Source organism: Stappia sp. (assembly GCF_040110915.1).
Classification (GTDB): domain Bacteria; phylum Pseudomonadota; class Alphaproteobacteria; order Rhizobiales; family Stappiaceae; genus Stappia.
The window spans coordinates 2442482-2460776 of record NZ_CP157793.1 but is presented as its reverse complement, the minus strand read 5'-3'; the positions used below and the strand labels follow the sequence as shown (position 1 = coordinate 2460776).

Here is an 18295-nt window from a genome sequence, read left to right as displayed (position 1 = left end):
GATCACGGACCGCGCGGCCCAGGCGGTCTGGTCCGCGCGGTCCGGTCGATGAGGGGTAGGGGTGCCAGGCCCGCCGCGTCAACCGCGGCGGGTGTCGCGCACCAGGTTCATGAAGCGGACCTGTTCGCTCGGATCGTCGCGGAAGACGCCGGTGAACTGGGTCGTGATGGTCGACACGCCGCGCTTCTGCACGCCGCGCATGGTCATGCACTGGTGCTCGGCCTCCAGCATGACCGCGATGCCGCGCGGCGCCAGATGGGTGTCCATCGCCTCGATGATCTGCGCCGTCAGGTTTTCCTGGGTTTGCAGCCGCTTGGCGTAGATGTCGACCACCCGGGCGATCTTCGACAGGCCGACCACGCCTTCGGAGGGGTAATAGGCCACATGCGCCTCGCCGACGAAGGGCAGCACATGGTGCTCGCAATGCGAGAAGAAGGGAATGCCGCGCACCAGAACGATGTCGTCGTAGCCGCCGACGTCCTCGAAGGTGCGCTTCAGGTGTTCCGCCGGGTCCTGGAAGTAACCGGAGAAGATTTCCTCATAGGCCTTGGCCACGCGCTTGGGCGTGTCGATCAGCCCCTCGCGGGCCGGGTCGTCGCCGGCCCAGGCCAGCAGCGTGCGCACGGCGGCCTGAGCCTCCTCGCGCGTCGGGCGTGTCTGGGACGGTTCGGCACGGTCGGCCCTTTCGCTGACCGGCTTCAAGATAGCGTCCATTGCGGGATCCCCCGTTTGAGCTCTGTTCGGCATCCGATACGCTGCCCTTACCCCTTCGGACCACCTGGTCCGTCTGCATTTTCGAACGCGACCCGCGCAGCCCTAGCGTGGCATTCGGTTCGAAATAGGGCGCCCCGGACGGGCGCCCCGCTGTCTCTGCCGCCTTCGGCGCCGTTGTTTGCCAGGCGCCCCCTCATGCGGCAAGGCCCCGCCCCACGTGCGCGTTTCCTTCCGGCGTGGCGACCTATATATAGGGGACGAGAACGCTGTGAAGCCGTTTCGCGACCCTCACACGGTGTTGAAGAGGCGCCCATGCTCGACGACGTTTACAATGCGAAGATCCTCGAACTGGCCGGAAACATTCCGCGCCTCGGCCGGCTCGACGCTCCGGACGCCAGCGCGCGGGCGCATTCGAAACTGTGCGGATCGACCGTCGACGTCGATCTGTGCATGCGAGAGGGAGTTGTAACCGATTTCGCGCACGACGTGAAAGCGTGCGCGCTGGGCCAGGCGGCCTCCTCCATCATGGCGCGCCATGTGATCGGCGCCACGGCCGGGGAGTTGCGGCAGGTGCGCGCGCAGATGCGGGCCATGCTGAAGGAGGGCGGTCCGGCTCCGACGGGCCGCTTCGCCGAGTGCGCCTGCCTGGAGCCGGTGCGCGACTACAAGGCGCGCCACGCCTCGACCCTGCTCACCTTCGACGCCGTCGTCGAGGCGCTCGACAAGATCGAAGCGGCGCGCGGGTCCGACGCGGCCTGATGCCGCCGGCGCCGGTTTCGCTTCATCGGGACGAGCGCGGACCCCGTTTCGCCCCGTCTGCCGCATGGTTCTCATGACGTTCGACCCCCCATCTTCGCCCGCGGCGCGACGCGGTGTCGCGGCCTGGATCATGCTGGCGCTGATCCGCGTCTATCAGCTGACGCTCTCCGCCTTCATGGGGCGCACCTGCCGCTATGCGCCAACGTGCTCGGAGTACACGGCCGACGCGATCCGCCGCTACGGCGCCTGGGCGGGCGGATGGATGGGCCTGGCGCGTCTGCAACGCTGCCGGCCGGGCGGCTGCAGCGGCTTTGATCCGATCCCCGAGGCGCTGCCGGCCGACGCGTGCTGGTCTCGGCCCTGGCGCTATGGGCGCTGGGGCTGCGACCACATCGATCCCGCGACCCGGCTCGACTGAGTGCGCCGCCGCCAGCCATGCGGTTTCGGGAGCGGTCATGCGTTCGCGGAAGAGGACTTTCCCGCGCTTCCGGACTATGCGCAAACTGCCTGTAAACCTGTCCGGGGCGATCGACGGATGCCTGCTCGACCTCTTGCCACACTCTCAGAAGCCGTGACGACGCGCCGGGCCACGCCGGCCGATCTCGCGGCCTTGATTCGCATCGAAACGCAGGCCTTCGCGGGCGACCGGATCTCCCGTCGCAGCTTCCGGCGCTTTCTCGACGCCGAGACCGCCTCCTGTCTGGTCGCCGAGCGGAAAGCGGGCGATGGTGCCGGCGAGATCCTCGGCTACGTCCTTTTGCTGTTTCGCCGTGGCACCGCGCTTGCGCGGCTTTACTCGCTGGCGCTGGCGCCATCCGTGCAGGGGCTCGGATACGGCCGGGCGCTGCTGGCGGCGGCCGAGGCCGACGCCTTCGAGCGCGAGCGTCTCGTGCTGCGGCTGGAAGTGCGCGAGGACAATGCGGCGGCACGCGCGCTCTATGAGCGGGCGGGCTACCGGCCGCACGGGCGGATCTCGAACTATTACGAGGACGGCTGCGCCGCCTTGCGCATGGAAAAGCTGCTCTACGGGGCGCGGCCGCCGCGGGCCGCGCCGCCGTTCCTGCCACAGTCGACCGAGTTCACCTGCGGCCCCGCCTGCCTGATGATGGCGCTCGCCCATTTCGATCCGGCGACGCCGGCCGGCGCGCGGCTCGAGCTGCGGCTGTGGCGCGAGGCGACGACGATCTTTCTGGCCGCCGGTCACGGCGGCTGCGGCCCCTATGGGCTCGCGGTCGCCGCCGCGAAGCGCGGGCTGTCGGTCGAGGTGCGGCTGTCGCCGCCGGGGCCGGTGTTCCTGTCGAGCGTGCGCGATCCGGCCAAGCGGCGGGTGATGGAGATCGTTCAGGCGGACTATCGCGACGAGGCGGCGGCGCTCGGTATCCCGGCGCGGGACGATCCGCTGGACGCGCGCGGACTGGCCGAGGCGGTGGCCGGCGGCGCGCTCGCCATCGTGCTGATTTCGGAGAACGTGATGTTCGCGCGACGCGGGGCCCATTGGCTGCTGGTGCATGGCTGCGACGCGCGCCATCTCTTCGTGCACGATCCCTGGCTCGGCGGGGAGGGGCTGGAAACGGCGCAGGACGCCGGCACCCTGCCGATCCCGCTCGATACCTTCGACCGCATGGCGCGCTGGGGCAAGCCGCCGGTGCGCGCGCAGATCCTGTTGAGAAAGGTCTGATCGTCCATGGCGACCTGGGTGGTGCTCGTCGACAATCCCAAGGACCTGTCGAACGCCGACACGCCGCACAAGGTGATGAGCGTGCGCGACTACATGATGCGGCCGAAGCTGTTTGCCGGCACGCATCCCAAGATCATCAATCTCGCGCGGTCCTACGGCTATCAGGGCGCGGGCTATTACGCCTCGCTGCTGGCCGAGGCGCGCCAGCATCGCGTCCTGCCGACGGTCGAGACCATGCTGGAACTGTCGCGCAAGGCGCTGTACCGCCACGCGCTGCCGGAACTGGAGGACAGTCTCAACCGGGGGCTGGCGAAGAGCGGCGCGCCGCTCGCCGCCACCCGGCTGCTGGTCTGCCTCGGCCGCACCCGTGATCCCGCGCTGGAGGCCTTCGCGCGGCTGCTGTTCGACTGGTACCGATCGCCGGTGGTGCAGGTCGATCTGCGCCCCGGCGAGTGGGTGACGATCGCGCGCATCCGGCTCGTGAGCATCGCCGATCTCGATGCCGAAAGCCGTGCCTTCTTCCTGGAAAGCCTCGACCGCTACACCCAGCGCGCCTGGCGGGCGCCGAAACAGCGGCTTGCGATGAAATATGCGCTCGCCGTGCTGTTCGATCCACGCGAGGAACTGCCGCCCTCGAGCCAGACGTCGCTGCGGCATCTCGCCCGTGTCGCCGCGCGCCAGGGGGTGGAGATCGTGCCCATCGGCAAGGGCGATCTAGACCGGCTGGCGCAATATGACGCGCTGTTCATCCGCGAGACGACGAACATCGACACGCATACCTACCGCTTCGCCCGCCGCGCCGTGCAGGAGGGGATGCCGGTGATCGACGACCCCGTGTCGATGATCCGCTGCACCAACAAGGTCTATCTGTCGGAACTGATGGAAACGCACGGCATTCCGGTGCCGAAGACCGCCGTGCTCGCCTCGGTCGCGGAGGCGAAGGGGATCGAGGCCCGGCTCGGCAGCCCGGTGGTGCTCAAGATCCCGGACGGCTCCTTCAGCCGGGGCGTGTTCCGCCTCGCCGGCGAGGCGGCGATCGCGGACAAGGTGAAGGACCTGCTGGAGGACAGCGACATCATCCTGGCACAGGAATACTGCCCGACCGACTTCGACTGGCGGATCGGCGTGCTCGACGGCGAACCGCTCTTCGCGGTCCAGTATCTGATGGCCAAGAAGCACTGGCAGATCGTGCGCCACGAGGACGGCAAGCCCGCCGTGGAGGGCGGCTTCAAGACGGTGCCGCTGGCGGAAACGCCGCCCGCGGTGGTCGACACGGCGGTGCGGGCCGCCCGGCTCATCGGCGACGGCTTCTACGGCGTCGATCTCAAGGCGGTGGGCGATCGGGTCGTGGTCATCGAGATCAACGACAACCCCAATCTCGATCACGGCGTGGAGGATGCGGCGGAAAAGGACATGGTGTGGGAGCGCCTGGTGCGCTGGTTCGTCCGCCGCATCGAGGCGCGTTAGACATTAAGTGAAATGAGAAACGAATGGCCATCTAAGTCTATAAAATAATATACAATAAATGTATTTTTAGTTAATATATCTATATTTATATTTTACTTAGATGTTGGGGTGGGGTGAATTTATTACTGAAAGTTAATAGAAAATGATCGAAGTTTCATTTGAAAATGAATGTTGTGATTTGGATCGACTTGTGTTGGGAGTGGGAAAATTTCAGATTGCAGAATTAGCTCATGCTACTCTAAGATATCGTTAACGTAGTATGCGAGCTAGTGTGGGGCTAAGGTGATTTCGAGATACCTTGTTGTTTTTGTTTTCTTATTTGTCGTTGGTGCGTGCAACTCGGGTCCAGATCCGGCGGATATTGTGTCGATTGAGCGCGCTGATGAATTGAAGACTCAGACTGCTTCTTCTGGCGGCAGCAAGACTCTCAGCACTGCATACAGTCCTTCTCAAGTTGACGCTTGCCTTACGGCATCTGAGGCGCGCAGTTGGGCCGGCGGGGTAGATGACCCTATTGGACTCAAACAGTTGTTCGATGATTTAACTTCACCTGTGGTAAGTTTGGGGGGGGCGCTTTTGATCCCGAGCCACATGACGAATACAACCGGGATCATCGTCTCGGCTTTAAGTAATAGGGCTCCTTCATCTGGAACGCCGATTTGTGGTAATTGGTGCGGTCAAGGGCACCCTGCGGCTGGACGCAACCCGCCAGTTACAGATCCACTGGATGCCATCTGTCGTGCTCACGACCTCTGTTATCGGGATCGGGGAATGTATGATTGCGGTTGTGATCAGACGTTGGTTGATTCAATTTTAGCAAATCAGACATTTATAGATCTGAACAATAATGGTAAAAAAATAGTTACCGCTCTTAGATCTTCTCCCTGTTTCAATGGGTGTAAAGTATTTGAAGGTCATAGAATTTGTGGCGATAGGCGGATTAGGTGATTCATGAATATAAATTATATTGAATTTTATATTGAAATTGGAGATAAGATAGATACTTTATGGAATATGTTTATTGCGATTCATATTGCTGCATTTGGATTTATTTTTCTATCTAGAAGGCATAAAAATTTTTTAACAATTTTATTTTGCCTTATTGGTTACGGATTTTTCTCATATATCAATATGAATGCACTTGTATCAAGTTATGAATTGTTGAATTATATAATTTTTGATATAAAAATTATGGTGGAAAGCGGTATTTTTAATGGCGATCATAAATCTATATCTTATCTTATTAGTAAAGATTACAGTAATAGAAGGCTAACTGTTTTATATATTCATATAATAGCCTTCATTTTTATTATTTATATTTTGTTCAGCGGATGGCGTCCGAAATTCATCGATCGGGCTTCGGGTTAGTGCGATCCTTGGGGTCTTGCTTAGCGTTTTCAAATACTCTACCCCGGCTTTGTTTTGCGCCCGGGGAGTTGCGCGCTCTCACAGGTACAGAACCGTTTACGTTCTAGATGCCCACCCACGCTTACCTGCCGCGTTTGCAGGAGTGAGCCCGGAGAGATGCCATGATCCATCTGACCTTTCCCGACAAGTCCGTGCGCGATTTCGACGCCGGCGTGACCGGCGCGGAGATCGCCGCCGGCATTTCCAAGTCGCTCGCCAAGAAGGCGGTCGCGGTGACGCTCGACGGCGAACTCGCCGACCTGTCGCTGCCGATCAGGCGCGACGCGGCGATCGAGATCGTCACCCGCGACGACCCGCGCGCGCTGGAGCTGATCCGCCACGACGCCGCCCATGTGATGGCCGAGGCCGTGCAGGAGTTGTGGCCGGGCACGCAGGTCACCATCGGCCCGGTGATCGAGAACGGCTTCTATTACGATTTCAAGCGCGACGAGCCCTTCACGCCCGAGGACCTGCCGGTCATCGAGAAGAAGATGCGCGAGATCATCCAGCGTGGCGAGGCCTTCACCCGCGAGGTGTGGTCGCGCGACGAGGCCAAGCGCCACTTCCTGTCGAAGGGCGAGACCTACAAGGTCGAGCTGATCGACGCGATCCCGGAAGATCAGGAGCTTCGCATCTACCGGCAGGGCGACTGGCTCGATCTGTGCCGGGGGCCGCACATGGCCTCCACGAAGCAGATCGGCGACGCCTTCAAGCTGATGAAGGTGGCCGGCGCCTATTGGCGCGGCGACGCCAACAACGAGATGCTCACCCGCATCTATGGCACCGCCTGGGCCAATGAGGCAGAGCTCAAGGCCTATCTCCACATGCTGGAGGAGGCGGAGAAGCGCGATCACCGCAAGCTCGGCCGGGAGATGGACCTCTACCATTTCCAGGAGGAAGGGCCGGGCGTCGTCTTCTGGCACGCCAAGGGCTGGACGCTGTTCCAGACGCTGGTCAATTACATGCGCCGGCGGCTCGAGGCCGATTACGACGAGGTGAATGCGCCGCAGATCCTCGACAAGGCGCTGTGGGAGACCTCCGGCCACTGGGACTGGTATCGGGAGAACATGTTCGTCACCGAGACCGAGGACGAGCGCGTCTTCGCGATCAAGCCGATGAACTGCCCCGGTCACGTTCAGATCTTCAAGCACGGGCTGAAGTCCTACCGCGACCTGCCGCTGCGCATGGCCGAGTTCGGTGCGGTGTCGCGCTACGAGCCCTCCGGCGCGCTGCACGGGCTGATGCGCGTGCGCGCCTTCACGCAGGACGACGCGCATGTCTTCTGCACCGAGGAGCAGCTGGCCGACGAGTGCCTGAAGATCAACGACCTGATCCTGTCGACCTATGCCGACTTCGGCTTCGAGGAGATCGTGGTCAAGCTCTCGACCCGGCCGGAAAAGCGCGTCGGCTCGGATGCCTCCTGGGACCACGCCGAGGCGGTGATGGCCGAGGTGCTGAAGATGATCGAGGCGCGCTCGGGCGGGCGCATCAAGACCGGCATCCTGGAAGGCGAGGGCGCGTTTTACGGACCGAAGTTCGAATACACGCTGCGCGACGCCATCGGCCGCGAATGGCAGTGCGGCACCACGCAGGTCGACTTCAACCTGCCCGAACGCTTCGGCGCCTTCTACGTCGATGCCGACGGGACCAAGAAGACGCCGGTCATGGTGCACCGGGCGATCTGCGGGTCGATGGAGCGCTTCCTCGGCATCCTGATCGAGAACTACGCCGGTCATTTCCCGCTGTGGCTCGCGCCGCAGCAGGTGGTGGTGGCGACCATCACGTCGGATGCCGACGACTATGCGCGCGAGGTGCTGGCGGCGGTCAAGAAGGCGGGGCTTCGCGCGGAGATCGATCTCAGGAACGAGAAGATCAACTACAAGGTCCGCGAGCATTCGCTGGCCAAGACCCCGGTCATTCTGGTGTGCGGCAAGCGCGAGGCGGAGGAACGCACGGTCAATGTGCGCCGTCTCGGCTCCAAGCATCAGACCGCCATGGGGCTTGACGAGGCGATCGCGAGCCTGTCCGACGAGGCGGTGCCGCCGGATCTGAAGCGGGCGGCCGGCGACGTCTGACCGGCACGGGACACCACGTGATGCGCGCCCGGCGGGTCCTCCCGCCGGGCGTTTTCGTAAAACGGCACCTTCGCCAAACCGTCACGCAGTTTGTCTACGTATACTTGTTCGGGGAATCGGCTTAAGCGACCGGGACAGACGAGAACGGCCTGAGGGTTTGCGGTGCACGAGACGGAGTTGAGCTACGCCAACGCGGATCACCCGTGGGTGAAACGCTCTCTCATCCGGGTCATCGAGACGCTGTCCGGGCGCCGTGTGCTGCTCGGTTACTACCGCTACTGGCGCGATGCCATCGCCTCCACCTCCGCGACCAAGTGGAGCGACCTGCTGGCGCTCGTCGGCGTGGAGATCGTGGTGGAGGAAGGCCATTGGCCTCCGCCGGTGCTGCCCGAGGGGCCGCTGGTGATGATCGCCAATCACCCCTATGGCCTCGGCGACGGGCTGGCGGTGCTATCGCTCGCCGAACGTCTCGGGCGGCCCTATCGCATCCTGATCAACAACGAGCTGCTCAAGGCGCCGGAGATCCGCCCCTACGCGCTGCCTATCGACTTCGAGGAAACGGAAGCCGCCCTTCGGACCAACATGAAGACGCGGCAGGAAGCGCTGAAGCTCCTGAAGGAGGGGGTGACGATCGTCGTCTTTCCCGGCGGCGGCGTGGCGACGGCGGACAAGCCCTTTGGCCGCGCGCAGGAACTGCCGTGGAAGACCTTCACCGCCAAGATGATCCGCGCGTCGCGGGCAACCGTGCTGCCGGTCTATTTCGACGGGCAGAACTCGCCGCTGTTTCATCTGGTGTCGCGTTTTTCGCTGACCCTGCGGCTGTCGATGTACATCCGCGAGTTCCGCCGCATCATCGGCTCGGATCTCGCCGTGCGCATCGGCGCGCCGATCCCCTTCGAGGATCTCGCCGTCTTCGGCGATCAGCGCAAGATGATCGAGCACCTGCGCCACCGCGTCGTCTCGATGGCGCCGCCGGAGATGCGACGCCGGCGCGCGGTGCGGCGGCCGTCGCGGCCCGCCATCTGAGGGGCGCTGCGGGACGGCGCGCCGGTTCCGCGTTTGCGGTCCTGCGTCCCGGCTACTGCTTCAGGACCTGGGAGGTCAGCACCTCCACCTCGCCATGTTCCGCGGTCTTGACCTTGAACTTGCGGGAATAGAGCTGATCGTCGTTGCGGGCGATCACCTGGTATTCGCCCGAGGCCAGGACGAAGGCGGGAAAGGCGCCGTTGGCCTCCGCCACCTGGTCGCCGCCGGGCGTGAGCACGCTCCAGGCGGTGTTGGCGAGCGCCTCGCCGCCCGGTTCGTCCACGAGCTTCAGCGTCACCCGCGCCGCGTTGTGATAGACCGTGGCCTCGGTGAGCTTGCCCGGTTCGACCCGGATGTCGGCGCGCACGGTGGCGTTGATGGCGCCGTAGCGGCTGACCACGTGATAGGTGTCGGCGTTCAGCCGCACGATCTCGCCCGGCGCGATATCGCCGGCGACCAGCTTGCGCTCGCCGCGATTGTCGAACTCGCGTTCGTAGATATCGAAGCGTACCCGCCCGACCCGGATATCCTCGTGCCCGGAAAACTGGGCGTCGAGCTTCATGCCGCCGGCGTTGAGCAGCATGGTGCGGCTTGTCACGCCGGTGCCGACCTCCAGCCGGCTGGTGCGTCCGGCATAGCCGAAGGCGGCATGCACCAGATAGCTTCCCGGCTCCAGACGGAGATCGGCGTCGCCGCCGTCGACGCTGGCCACCAGATCGAGCGTGCCGTCATCGCCCGGCGTGTCGGAGTAAACCCGCCAGGCAACGCCCTGCGTCAGCGTCGGGCTCGTGTCGCTGAGGCGCGCGACCAGATACACCGGGGCCGGTCCGCCGACGCTGGGCATGCCCGTCTGCGGCGTGATCGCGGGCGCATAGGGGACCGCGGGCGTCAGCGCGCCGCGCACCAGGCCGCCACCTTCCAGGAGCGCGTCGAGCGGCGGGTCCTCGGACCCGTTGAGCGGCGGATCGTCGGGCAGGTCGGCGTTGCCGCTTTGGGCCTGGAATTCGTCGGGCTTGGGCGGCGGCGTGACGCTTTCCTGCGCCGTGGCGGGCGCGACCAGAAGCGCAAGGGCGATCAGGCCCGCAAGCGTCGAAGGGATGGCCCGCATGGGGGAGGCGTGTCCTCTGTGTCGTAGGCGTCGTCGCAATGAAGCTTTTCCGTTTCTTCCCCAAGACTGGGGCGATTTCAAGTCGCGCGGGGCGGGGCGCCCGCGCGACGCGCGCGCGTCCCTGCGCCGGGACCGTCGCCCCGTCCCGATTGACAGCGTCGCCAGTCCGGTTAGGTGAAGGGGACGCCGACCGTCTCCGGTCCGAGAAAGGAACGCCATGACCTCTCCTTCGCCCGATCTGATGTCCCATCTGCTGACGCGCCGCTCGCATCCGGCGGCGACGCTCGCCGAGCCCGCGCCGGACGGCGACGTGCTGACCCGGATGCTGCAGGCGGCCGCCCGCGTGCCCGACCACGGCAAACTCGCGCCCTGGCGATTCGTGCTGATCCGGGGCGACGCGCGCCATGCGCTCGGCCGCAAGCTGGTGGCGTTGCTGGACGCACGCGGCGAGGCCCTGTCGGACGAGCGGCGCCAGCAGGAGGAAACCCGCTTCTCCCGCGCGCCTCTGGTCGTCGCGGTCGTCAGCAAGGCGGCGGTGCACCCCAAGATCCCCGTGTGGGAGCAGCAGCTTTCCGCCGGAGCGGTGTGCATGAATCTGATCCATGCGGTGCATGCGGGCGGCTTCGCTGCGCAGTGGCTGAGCGAGTGGATCGCCTTCGACGACGAGGTCGCCGGCCTGCTCGGACTGGCCGAGGCTGAGCGAATCGCCGGCTTCGTGCATGTCGGCACGCCGACCCAGACGCCGAGCGAGCGTGCCCGGCCCGATCTCGAGGCCCTCATCACGGAGTGGACCGGCGCATGAGCACCTATTCCTACAAGGTCGCCGACGGCCACGGCCTGCCGCACAATCCGTTCAAGGCGATCGTCGCGCCGCGCCCGATCGGCTGGATCTCGACGCGCCATCCGAACGGCAGCCTCAATCTCGCGCCCTACAGTTTCTTCAACGCGGTCAGCGACAGTCCGCCGATCGTGATGTTCTCCTCCTCCGGCTACAAGGACAGCGTCACCAACGCGGACGCCGGCGGCGACTTCGTGTTCAACCTGGCGACGGAAGATCTGAAGGTGGCGATGAACCGCTCCTCGGCGCCCTATCCGCACGGCGTGTCGGAGTTCGACAAGGCCGGGCTGACCCCGCTCGACAGCGATCTCGTCTCCGCGCCGCGCGTCGGAGAGGCGAAGGCGGCGCTGGAATGCCGCACGCTGCAGACGCTGCGTCTCACCGGTCTGGACGGTGAGATGTCGGACAACTGGGTGGTGTTCGGCGAGGTCGTGGCGGTCCATATCGCCGAAGACGTGCTTGTCGACGGGCGGTTCGACGTGACAAGGGCCCGCCCGCTGTCGCGTCTCGGCTACATGGACTATGCGGTGACGGACGCGGTGTTCCAGATGACGCGGCCGAAGGCCGACTGACGGGTCTCGAAAAGACGAGACCCGTCGGCCGCGTCCCGGCAGGGGATGCGAAGAGGGCGCGCACGGGCGCGCCCTTGAGCTTGATGACAAGGGATGGGAACTCTTTTGTCGTCATACCGGGCAAGCGTTAGCGCGACCCGGTATCGGGGAGCCAATAGTCTTTCTACTGGTCAAGAGTTTCCCGCGCGTGCTCCCTGCCTCCCCGATCCCGGATCTCCGCTTCGCGGCGTTTGGGATGACGACCGCGCATGGCGGTGTCAGCAGTCCGAGGGCGCGCCCTTTTCGGTCTCCGCGTGTCGATGGCCCGGGTCGATGGCCCGGGTCGATGGCTTGTGTCGGCTCAGCTTCCGCCGTCGGCGGCCCGCGCCCGGGCGATCACCTTCTCCGCGCGCCGCAGATGCGGCCGGTCGAGCATCTCCCCGTCGAGGCCGACGACGCCCGGATCGCCGGCTTCGGCGAAGGCGTCGATGATGCGCCGGGCCTTGGCGACCTCCTCGGGCGAGGGCGTGAAGACCGCGTTGATCACCGGCACCTGGGCCGGGTGGATCGCCATCTTGGCGGTGAAGCCGTCGCGCAGCGCCTCCTCGGCCTCCGCGCGCAGGGCCTCCATGTCGCGGAAATTGGTGAAGACCGTGTCGATGGGCGTGGCCCCGGCGGCCACCGCGCCGAACAGGCAGAGATTGCGGGCAAGCCGAAACGGCTCGGTGAAGGCGCCGGCCGCATCGCGGTTGCCGAGCGCGCCGATGTCCGCCGACAGATCCTCCGCGCCCCAGGCAAGCCCTTCAAGCCGCGGGCTCGCGCCGGCGTAGCTGCCGAGGCCGAACAGCGATCCGGCCGTTTCCGTCGCCACGACGAGGATGCGGGTCGCGCCGTCCGGCCGCTCGGTCTCGGCCTCATACACGGCGAGCTTGGCGTCGAGATGCTGCACGTCGCGCCCCGATTGCGCCTTCGGCAGCATGATGCCCTCGGGCCCGGCCGCCATGACGGCGGCGAGGTCGGCGTCGGTCTCTCCCGTACCGAGGGCGTTCACGCGCACATAGAGGCGGGGGCGTCCGGGTGTGTCGCGGGCTTCGGCGAGGAAGCGCGCCGTGATCTCGCGCGCGCTCTGCTTGGCGTCGAGCGCGACGGAATCCTCCAGATCGATCAGCAGCACGTCCGCGCCGCTGCCGAGCCCCTTGGCGAGCTTGCGCTCGCTGTCGCCGGGGACGAAGAGAAGCGAGCGCATGATCAGGCGCCGCCCGACCGCTTGCGCATGAAGGCCTGCCGGCGGCACACGGCGACGAGGTCGTCGGTCTGGTTGAAGGCCTTGTGCTCGAATTCGACGATCCCCGCGTCGGGACGCGAGCGCGATTCGCGCTTGGAGATCACTTCGGTGGTGCAATGCACGCTGTCGCCCTGGAACAGGGGATGGGGGAACTTCACGTCGCTCATGCCGAGATTGGCGATCGTGGTGCCGACCGTGGTGTCATTGACGGAGATGCCGATCATGAGCCCGAGCGTGAACAGGCTGTTGACCAGCGGTTGGCCCCATTCCGTCTGGGTCTCGCAGAAATGGCGGTCGATATGCAGCGGCTGCGGATTGAGCGTCATGTTGGAGAAGAGCATGTTGTCCATCTCCGTGACCGTGCGGGTCAGCGTGTGATGGAACACGTGTCCGACCTCGAAGTCCTCGAAATGCAGTCCGGGCATGGGGGTCTCCTCTCCTGTTTTGACGCATGCTGTCGCGTTTTGCGAATCGGCTCTGACGATTTAACGGGCAAAAGCCTTGAGGCAACAAGGCGTAAGCGTCGTTAACTCCTCGTTAACCAAATCGGCCCGACCCTTAACCAAATCCTAAGGCATGCGTTTGTGAGGAGTGCGGAGCATGAAAGTGGGCGAGCCGTTCTCGATCGCGTCCAGGATCGAGCAAGCTTTCCAGTCCGCAAGCACCACCACCGGAGCGTCCTTCGACTATCTGGTGAAGACGGCGCAGCGGGAATCCAACTTCGACGAGGACGCCAAGGCACGCACCTCCAGCGCGTCGGGACTGTTCCAGTTCATCGAGAGCACCTGGCTGGAGACGGTCAAGCAATCGGGCCACAAGCACGGTCTGGGGCATTATGCCGACCAGATCCAGCGCACCTCCAGCGGGCGGTACAGGGTCGCCGATCCGGCGATGCGCACCGAGATCCTCAATCTGCGCGACAATGCCGAAATCGCCTCGCTGATGGCCGGGGAACTTACCCAGAAGAATGCCGACTACCTGCGCAGCCGGCTCGGCCGCGAGCCGAACGAGGGCGAACTCTACATCGCGCACTTCCTCGGCGCCGGCGGCGCGAACAAGCTGATCCGGCTTGCCGAGACGCAACCCGATCTCGCGGCCGACCGGGTGTTTTCCCGTCAGGCGCGGGCCAACAAGCCGATTTTCTACGACCGGGGCGGGGCGCGCACCGTCGCCGAGGTCTATGCCAATCTCGTCGCCAAGCACGGCGGGGCGACGCCCACCATTCCCGGCGCCGGGCTGACCCGGGTCGCGGCGCTGCCGCAGGTCAAGCCGGGGGAGGGGATCGCGCCGGGCGGCCCGGCGAGCGGTCTGACGGTCGCCACCGCCACGTCCGATGTGACCGCGCCCTCGACCGCCTCGGAGGCCGAGCGCGGGCTGACCATGGGCGATCCGACCCGGCGGGTGCTGACCGCCTGGTCGGCGACCGACGAGATTTCCTCGCCGTTTCACGCGCTCTTCCGCAACGGGATCGAGGCGCAGCGGTCCAAGTTCGAATCCACGTTCCTGACCGCCTTCGCCGCGCAGGAAGAGGGTCAGCGCGAGGCGCTGCAACGCGCCGCGCAGCGTCAGGAGGTGGGCACCGACGCCTACAGCGAACGGCGCTCGCGCGTGCTTGCGCAACTGGGCAGCACGCAGCCCGGCCGCATCGGCGACGGTCAGCCGATGGATCTCACCGGTTTCCTGAGTTATCGCCCGAACGTCCAGCAGAAGGATCTGTTGCCTCCGGTCTGACGCCCTTCGGGGCATGGCCGCCCTCTTTCGTCTCCTGCCGCCTGGCCGCCTTGGCGCGCGCAATCTCCCGGTTGCGCGCGCTTTTTCTTGCCGGGCGCCCCCTTGCGGAGCGGTCTCGGCCCATCCTGCAATCATGGTGAACGAAGCATTAAGCCTTTGCCGGCATACTGAAGCCGCGGCCGGGGAAAGCCGCACGAAGGGATGTCGCGAGATGATCGTTCAGCAGTTCCTGCGATGGGTGGCGAGCGCGCCGGAGGCGCGGCGGGCCGAGGCCACGAGCGCGCTGGCGCGGGCCTATCTCTATTCCGATCTCGACGCGGACGACCGCGAGGCGGCCGAGGCCGCGATGATCCTCCTGCTGGACGATCCGAGCGCGAAGGTGCGCAAGGCGCTCGCCGAGGCGCTGGCGCGCAGCGCGGACGCGCCGCGCGAGGTGATCCTGGCCCTCATCAACGACCTGCCGCAGATCGCCGCGCCGGTATTGCGCTATTCGCCGATCCTGCTCGATGCGGAACTGGTCGAGGCCGCGACCGGCTTCGCCGACCCGCTGCCCGAGGCGATCGCGCGCCGGGCGCATCTGGCGCCGTCGGTCGCCGCCGCGATCGCCGAGGCGGGCGGGGCGGATGCCTGTTTCGCGCTGCTGACAAATCCGACCGCCGTGGTGCCGGCCGCGAGCCTGGCGCGGATCGCGCAGCGGCACGGGGCGACGGCGGCCATTCGCGAAGCGCTGATGGAACGCGGCGACACGCCCATCGCGGTGCGGCAGATGCTGCTCCAGCAGGTCGGCGATCTGTTGCGACATCATCCGCTGGTTCGCCGGGGGTTGCGCGAGGATCGCGCCCAGGCCGTGGTGGCGGATGCGCGCGAACGCGCCACCGTGTCGCTCGCCGACCGCGCCGCACCGCAGGACACGCAGGCCCTCGTCGCCCATCTGGTCGAGACGGGGCAACTCACGACCGCGCTGCTGCTGAGAGCCCTGTGCACCGGCAACGCCGCGCTCTTCGAGGCCGCGCTGGTGCATCTCTCCGGCCTTTCGGGGCACCGGGTGCGGGAGGTTCTGGCCGGCGGGCGGATGCCGGCGGTGCGGGCGCTGCTCACCAGGGCGGAGATCCCGGCGCGCACGCATCCGCTGTTCTGCGCCGCCGTCGAGGTCTGGCGGGAGATCGCGGTGGAAACCGCGCATCTGCCGGAAACCGGGCGCACGGTGACCCTGGCGCGGCGGGTGATCGGCTCCGTTCTGGAGCGCTACGCGCGGATGGACGGGGTGGAGGCGGACGATCTGGTGGTGATGCTGCGCCGGTTTTCCGCGGAGATCGCGCGCGAATCGGCACGCACCTACGTGCAGCGGCAAATGGCGGCCTGACGGGCCGCGCGCTCATGCGTCGCGTGCAGGCGCAACGTTCAGGCGCAACGTTCAGGCATCCGGGGCTTGCGGATCGCCGGGCGCGGTTCGGGCGATGAAATCCTCGGTGACATCGACGAGCCGGTCGACCAGCGCGCGGGCGGTGGCGTTGTCCTCCTGCTGCGCCGTTTCGGCGACCATGGCGCGCACCGCGTCGACATGCTGTTCCACCAGCTTCAGCGGCAGATCCTCGCGGGGCACATGCTCAATCAGGTGGCACAGGTTGCCCGCCACGGAGCCGACCAGCGGATAGCCGAAGGTGCTGGCCTGTCCCTTGATGTCATGCGCGGCGCGAAACAGCGTGGCGCAGCGCTCTTCGGTGAGGCCCTGGTCGCGGATCTCGGTCCAGGCGGTGGCAAGGGTGTCCGCCTCACTCGCCATCCAGCCGTCGAAATCGTTCGACAGGCGTTCCAGCGCGGCTTCGGCCGATTTCACCGGGTCGAAGCGCGCGGCCTCGCGGTCGCTCATCACGCGGACCTTCGAGCGCAGGTCGCGGGGCGGCTTGACGATCTCGGCGCCGTCTTTCGATTTGCTGGAATCGCTCGCCATCTGCGTGTCCCTCGCCGGGTTGTCGGGGCAGGTTGTCCGGGCGCGCGCCCGGGGGGCGGATCTCCCGTTCCTGCCGTACCGAACGCTCTTGCCGGACCGAATCGCGCACCGCATCGCGGTGCCGACGATCAGTGAAAGGTCGACTCGGGCTCCCTGTCCACCCCCTGACTGTGGGGGATGTCGTCGCCTCCGTCCAGAACGTAACCGTCGTCCTCGCCCTGGCCGCGCCGTTCCGGACCGAGGAAGGCGGGATGCTGGAACCGCCGCCGGTCCGGGCCGATGAAGGCGCGAGTGCGCACGAAATCGCGCGGATGAAGCACGCAGTTCGCGATGCGCAGATAGAGCCCGCGGGGCGAGACCGGCTTGCACAGGATTTCCGTGACGCCGCTGTCGCGGGCGGCAAGCACGCGCCGCTTCTCGGTGTGGGAGGTGATGGCGATGATCGGCACGAAGCAACCCGGGCTCTGCCCCTGCCGCAGCATGCGGGTGAGCTCCGCGCCGTCGAGAATGGGCATCAGCCAGTCGAGGAGAATGAGGTCCGGATCGCGGCTCTGGGCGATCTCCAGTGCCGCCGCGCCGTCCTCCGCTTCGTAAACCGTGCGCACGCCGAAGCCGGAAAGCATCATGCGCAGGATCTGGCGCATGTGCGGATTGTCTTCTGCGATGAGAACCCGAAGATCCGCGAGATCGAGAAGAGGAAGGGCCATTGATACCTGAACGACTGTGGCGACACGGACGGCGCGTCCCCCCGCGCCCGGTCCGGCGACAGCCGACCCGGTGACGACAAGACGCGTTTGGGCGCAATCGTATCCGGCAAAGACTTTACAAAAAATTGCAAGTATGGCGCGCCGCACCCGGAAGGCGGTCGCCGCCCTCCGGCGTCAGTAGCGGAACATCTCGGACAGGATGCGCTCGTCCCAATTGTGGTCGGCGTCGAAGAGCGCGAGGCTTTCCGAGTTCGTTTCCTCGCGCACCCGCACGTCCGTGACGTTGCGGATTTCGGTGTAATCGGCGGCGGCGCTGACCGGGCGCTTGCTGGTTTCCAGCACGGTGATGCGCACGCTCACCCTGTTGGGCAGGAGCGCGCCGCGCCAGCGCCGGGGCCGGAAGGCGCTGATCGGCGTCAGCGCCAGCAGTTGCGCGTCGATCGGCAGGATCGGGCCGTGGGCCGACAGGTTGTAGGCGGTGCTGCCGGCCGGGGTCGCGACGATCACGCCGTCGCACACCAGTTCCTCCATGCGCACGCGCCCGTCGACGGAAATGCGCAGCTTCGCGGCCTGGTGCGTCTGGCGGATCAGCGACACCTCGTTGATCGCGAGGGCGGAATGGATGTGTCCCAGCGCATCGGTCGCTTCCATCACCAGCGGGTGAATGCGGCTGACCACGGCCCGTTGGATGCGCTCCAGCAGATCCGTCTCGTGGTATTCGTTCATCAGGAAGCCGACCGAGCCGCGGTTGAGCCCGTAGATCGGCTTGCCGGTGTTCATGAAGCGGTGCAGCGTCTGCAGCATCAGCCCGTCGCCGCCGAGCGCGACGATCACATCCGCCTTCTTGGGATCATGCGCCCCGTAGCGGCGTTCGAGAGCGGCCCGCGCGGCGTCGGCTTCCTCGGTCTCGCTTGAGACGAAGGCCAGTTTCTCGATAGGGTGCATGAGCCGATCCATGCGATCGATCTAGCACTTTCCGCCGGCCTTTGGGAATTCGT

The 18295-nt window shown here is 65.8% G+C and carries 18 protein-coding genes; 11 read left to right on the top strand and 7 right to left on the bottom strand.

Translation table 11 applies throughout. The annotated features are described in order from the left end of the window. Positions 1 to 78: 78 nt before the first annotated feature. Positions 79 to 714, bottom strand: coding sequence for a GTP cyclohydrolase I FolE (folE, locus tag ABL312_RS11020; protein ID WP_349357422.1), 636 nt, complete (start codon positions 712 to 714; stop codon positions 79 to 81). Between the two features lie 312 nt (positions 715 to 1026). Here folE and ABL312_RS11015 point away from each other — a divergent pair, with 312 nt between their 5' ends. From ABL312_RS11015 to ABL312_RS10985, 7 genes are all read left to right on the top strand, one after another. Beyond that, positions 1027 to 1473: an iron-sulfur cluster assembly scaffold protein gene (locus ABL312_RS11015; protein WP_349357421.1), complete on the top strand. Its 447-nt coding sequence runs from the start codon at positions 1027 to 1029 to the stop codon at positions 1471 to 1473. 73 nt (positions 1474 to 1546) lie between these two features. After that, positions 1547 to 1891 carry a membrane protein insertion efficiency factor YidD gene (gene yidD / locus ABL312_RS11010; protein ID WP_374730119.1) on the top strand — a complete coding sequence of 115 codons (345 nt, stop codon included), beginning with the start codon at positions 1547 to 1549 and terminating at the stop codon, positions 1889 to 1891. Positions 1892 to 2044: 153 nt separating this feature from the next. Beyond that, positions 2045 to 3151: a GNAT family N-acetyltransferase/peptidase C39 family protein gene (locus ABL312_RS11005; protein ID WP_349357419.1), complete on the top strand. Its 1107-nt coding sequence runs from the start codon at positions 2045 to 2047 to the stop codon at positions 3149 to 3151. Between the two features lie 6 nt (positions 3152 to 3157). Further along, a complete protein-coding gene (locus ABL312_RS11000) occupies positions 3158 to 4618 on the top strand; it encodes a RimK family protein (protein ID WP_349357418.1) in 1461 nt (486 codons plus the stop codon). Between the two features lie 951 nt (positions 4619 to 5569). Continuing rightward, the gene (locus ABL312_RS10995; protein WP_349357417.1) at positions 5570 to 5986 is read left to right on the top strand and encodes a hypothetical protein; all 417 of its coding nucleotides are present in this window, start codon (positions 5570 to 5572) and stop codon (positions 5984 to 5986) included. Between the two features lie 161 nt (positions 5987 to 6147). Next, on the top strand, positions 6148 to 8100 hold the full coding sequence (gene thrS / locus ABL312_RS10990) for a threonine--tRNA ligase (protein WP_349357416.1): 1953 nt from the start codon (positions 6148 to 6150) through the stop codon (positions 8098 to 8100). Between the two features lie 162 nt (positions 8101 to 8262). Then, positions 8263 to 9126 (top strand): lysophospholipid acyltransferase family protein, encoded by an 864-nt coding sequence (locus ABL312_RS10985; protein ID WP_349357415.1) that lies wholly within the window; start codon positions 8263 to 8265, stop codon positions 9124 to 9126. A 52-nt stretch (positions 9127 to 9178) separates the two neighbouring features. On the opposite strand, the gene ABL312_RS10980 is transcribed toward ABL312_RS10985, so the two are convergent. Beyond that, positions 9179 to 10234, bottom strand: coding sequence for a hypothetical protein (locus ABL312_RS10980; protein WP_349357414.1), 1056 nt, complete (start codon positions 10232 to 10234; stop codon positions 9179 to 9181). Positions 10235 to 10451: 217 nt separating this feature from the next. On the opposite strand from ABL312_RS10980, the gene ABL312_RS10975 reads away from it, so the two are divergent. Both ABL312_RS10975 and ABL312_RS10970 read left to right on the top strand, forming a co-directional pair. Continuing rightward, positions 10452 to 11036, top strand: coding sequence for a nitroreductase (locus ABL312_RS10975; protein ID WP_349357412.1), 585 nt, complete (start codon positions 10452 to 10454; stop codon positions 11034 to 11036). Further along, positions 11033 to 11644: a flavin reductase family protein gene (locus ABL312_RS10970; RefSeq protein ID WP_349357411.1), complete on the top strand. Its 612-nt coding sequence runs from the start codon at positions 11033 to 11035 to the stop codon at positions 11642 to 11644. Before ABL312_RS10975 ends, ABL312_RS10970 begins: the two co-directional genes overlap by 4 nt. A gap of 340 nt (positions 11645 to 11984) precedes the next feature. Here ABL312_RS10970 and ABL312_RS10965 read toward each other — a convergent pair whose 3' ends face one another. Further along, on the bottom strand, positions 11985 to 12869 hold the full coding sequence (locus tag ABL312_RS10965; protein WP_349357410.1) for a CoA ester lyase: 885 nt from the start codon (positions 12867 to 12869) through the stop codon (positions 11985 to 11987). A gap of 2 nt (positions 12870 to 12871) precedes the next feature. Further along, positions 12872 to 13333, bottom strand: a complete 462-nt coding sequence (locus ABL312_RS10960; protein ID WP_349357409.1) for a MaoC family dehydratase — start codon at positions 13331 to 13333, stop codon at positions 12872 to 12874. A gap of 175 nt (positions 13334 to 13508) precedes the next feature. Between ABL312_RS10960 and ABL312_RS10955 the strand changes: the two genes are divergently transcribed. Continuing rightward, the gene (locus ABL312_RS10955) at positions 13509 to 14639 is read left to right on the top strand and encodes a transglycosylase SLT domain-containing protein (RefSeq protein WP_349357408.1); all 1131 of its coding nucleotides are present in this window, start codon (positions 13509 to 13511) and stop codon (positions 14637 to 14639) included. Positions 14640 to 14850: 211 nt separating this feature from the next. After that, positions 14851 to 16002 (top strand): DUF2336 domain-containing protein, encoded by a 1152-nt coding sequence (locus ABL312_RS10950; RefSeq protein ID WP_349357407.1) that lies wholly within the window; start codon positions 14851 to 14853, stop codon positions 16000 to 16002. 51 nt (positions 16003 to 16053) lie between these two features. Here the strand turns inward: ABL312_RS10950 and ABL312_RS10945 are convergent, their stop codons facing one another. The 3 genes from ABL312_RS10945 to ABL312_RS10935 form a co-directional block, all read right to left on the bottom strand. Further along, entirely contained in the window at positions 16054 to 16590 is a 537-nt protein-coding gene (locus ABL312_RS10945; protein WP_349357406.1) for an Hpt domain-containing protein, read from the bottom strand. A 128-nt stretch (positions 16591 to 16718) separates the two neighbouring features. Beyond that, positions 16719 to 17297, bottom strand: a complete 579-nt coding sequence (locus ABL312_RS10940) for a response regulator (RefSeq protein WP_349357405.1) — start codon at positions 17295 to 17297, stop codon at positions 16719 to 16721. Positions 17298 to 17471: 174 nt separating this feature from the next. Then, positions 17472 to 18242, bottom strand: coding sequence for an NAD kinase (locus tag ABL312_RS10935; RefSeq protein ID WP_349357404.1), 771 nt, complete (start codon positions 18240 to 18242; stop codon positions 17472 to 17474). Between the last annotated feature and the right edge of the window lie 53 nt (positions 18243 to 18295).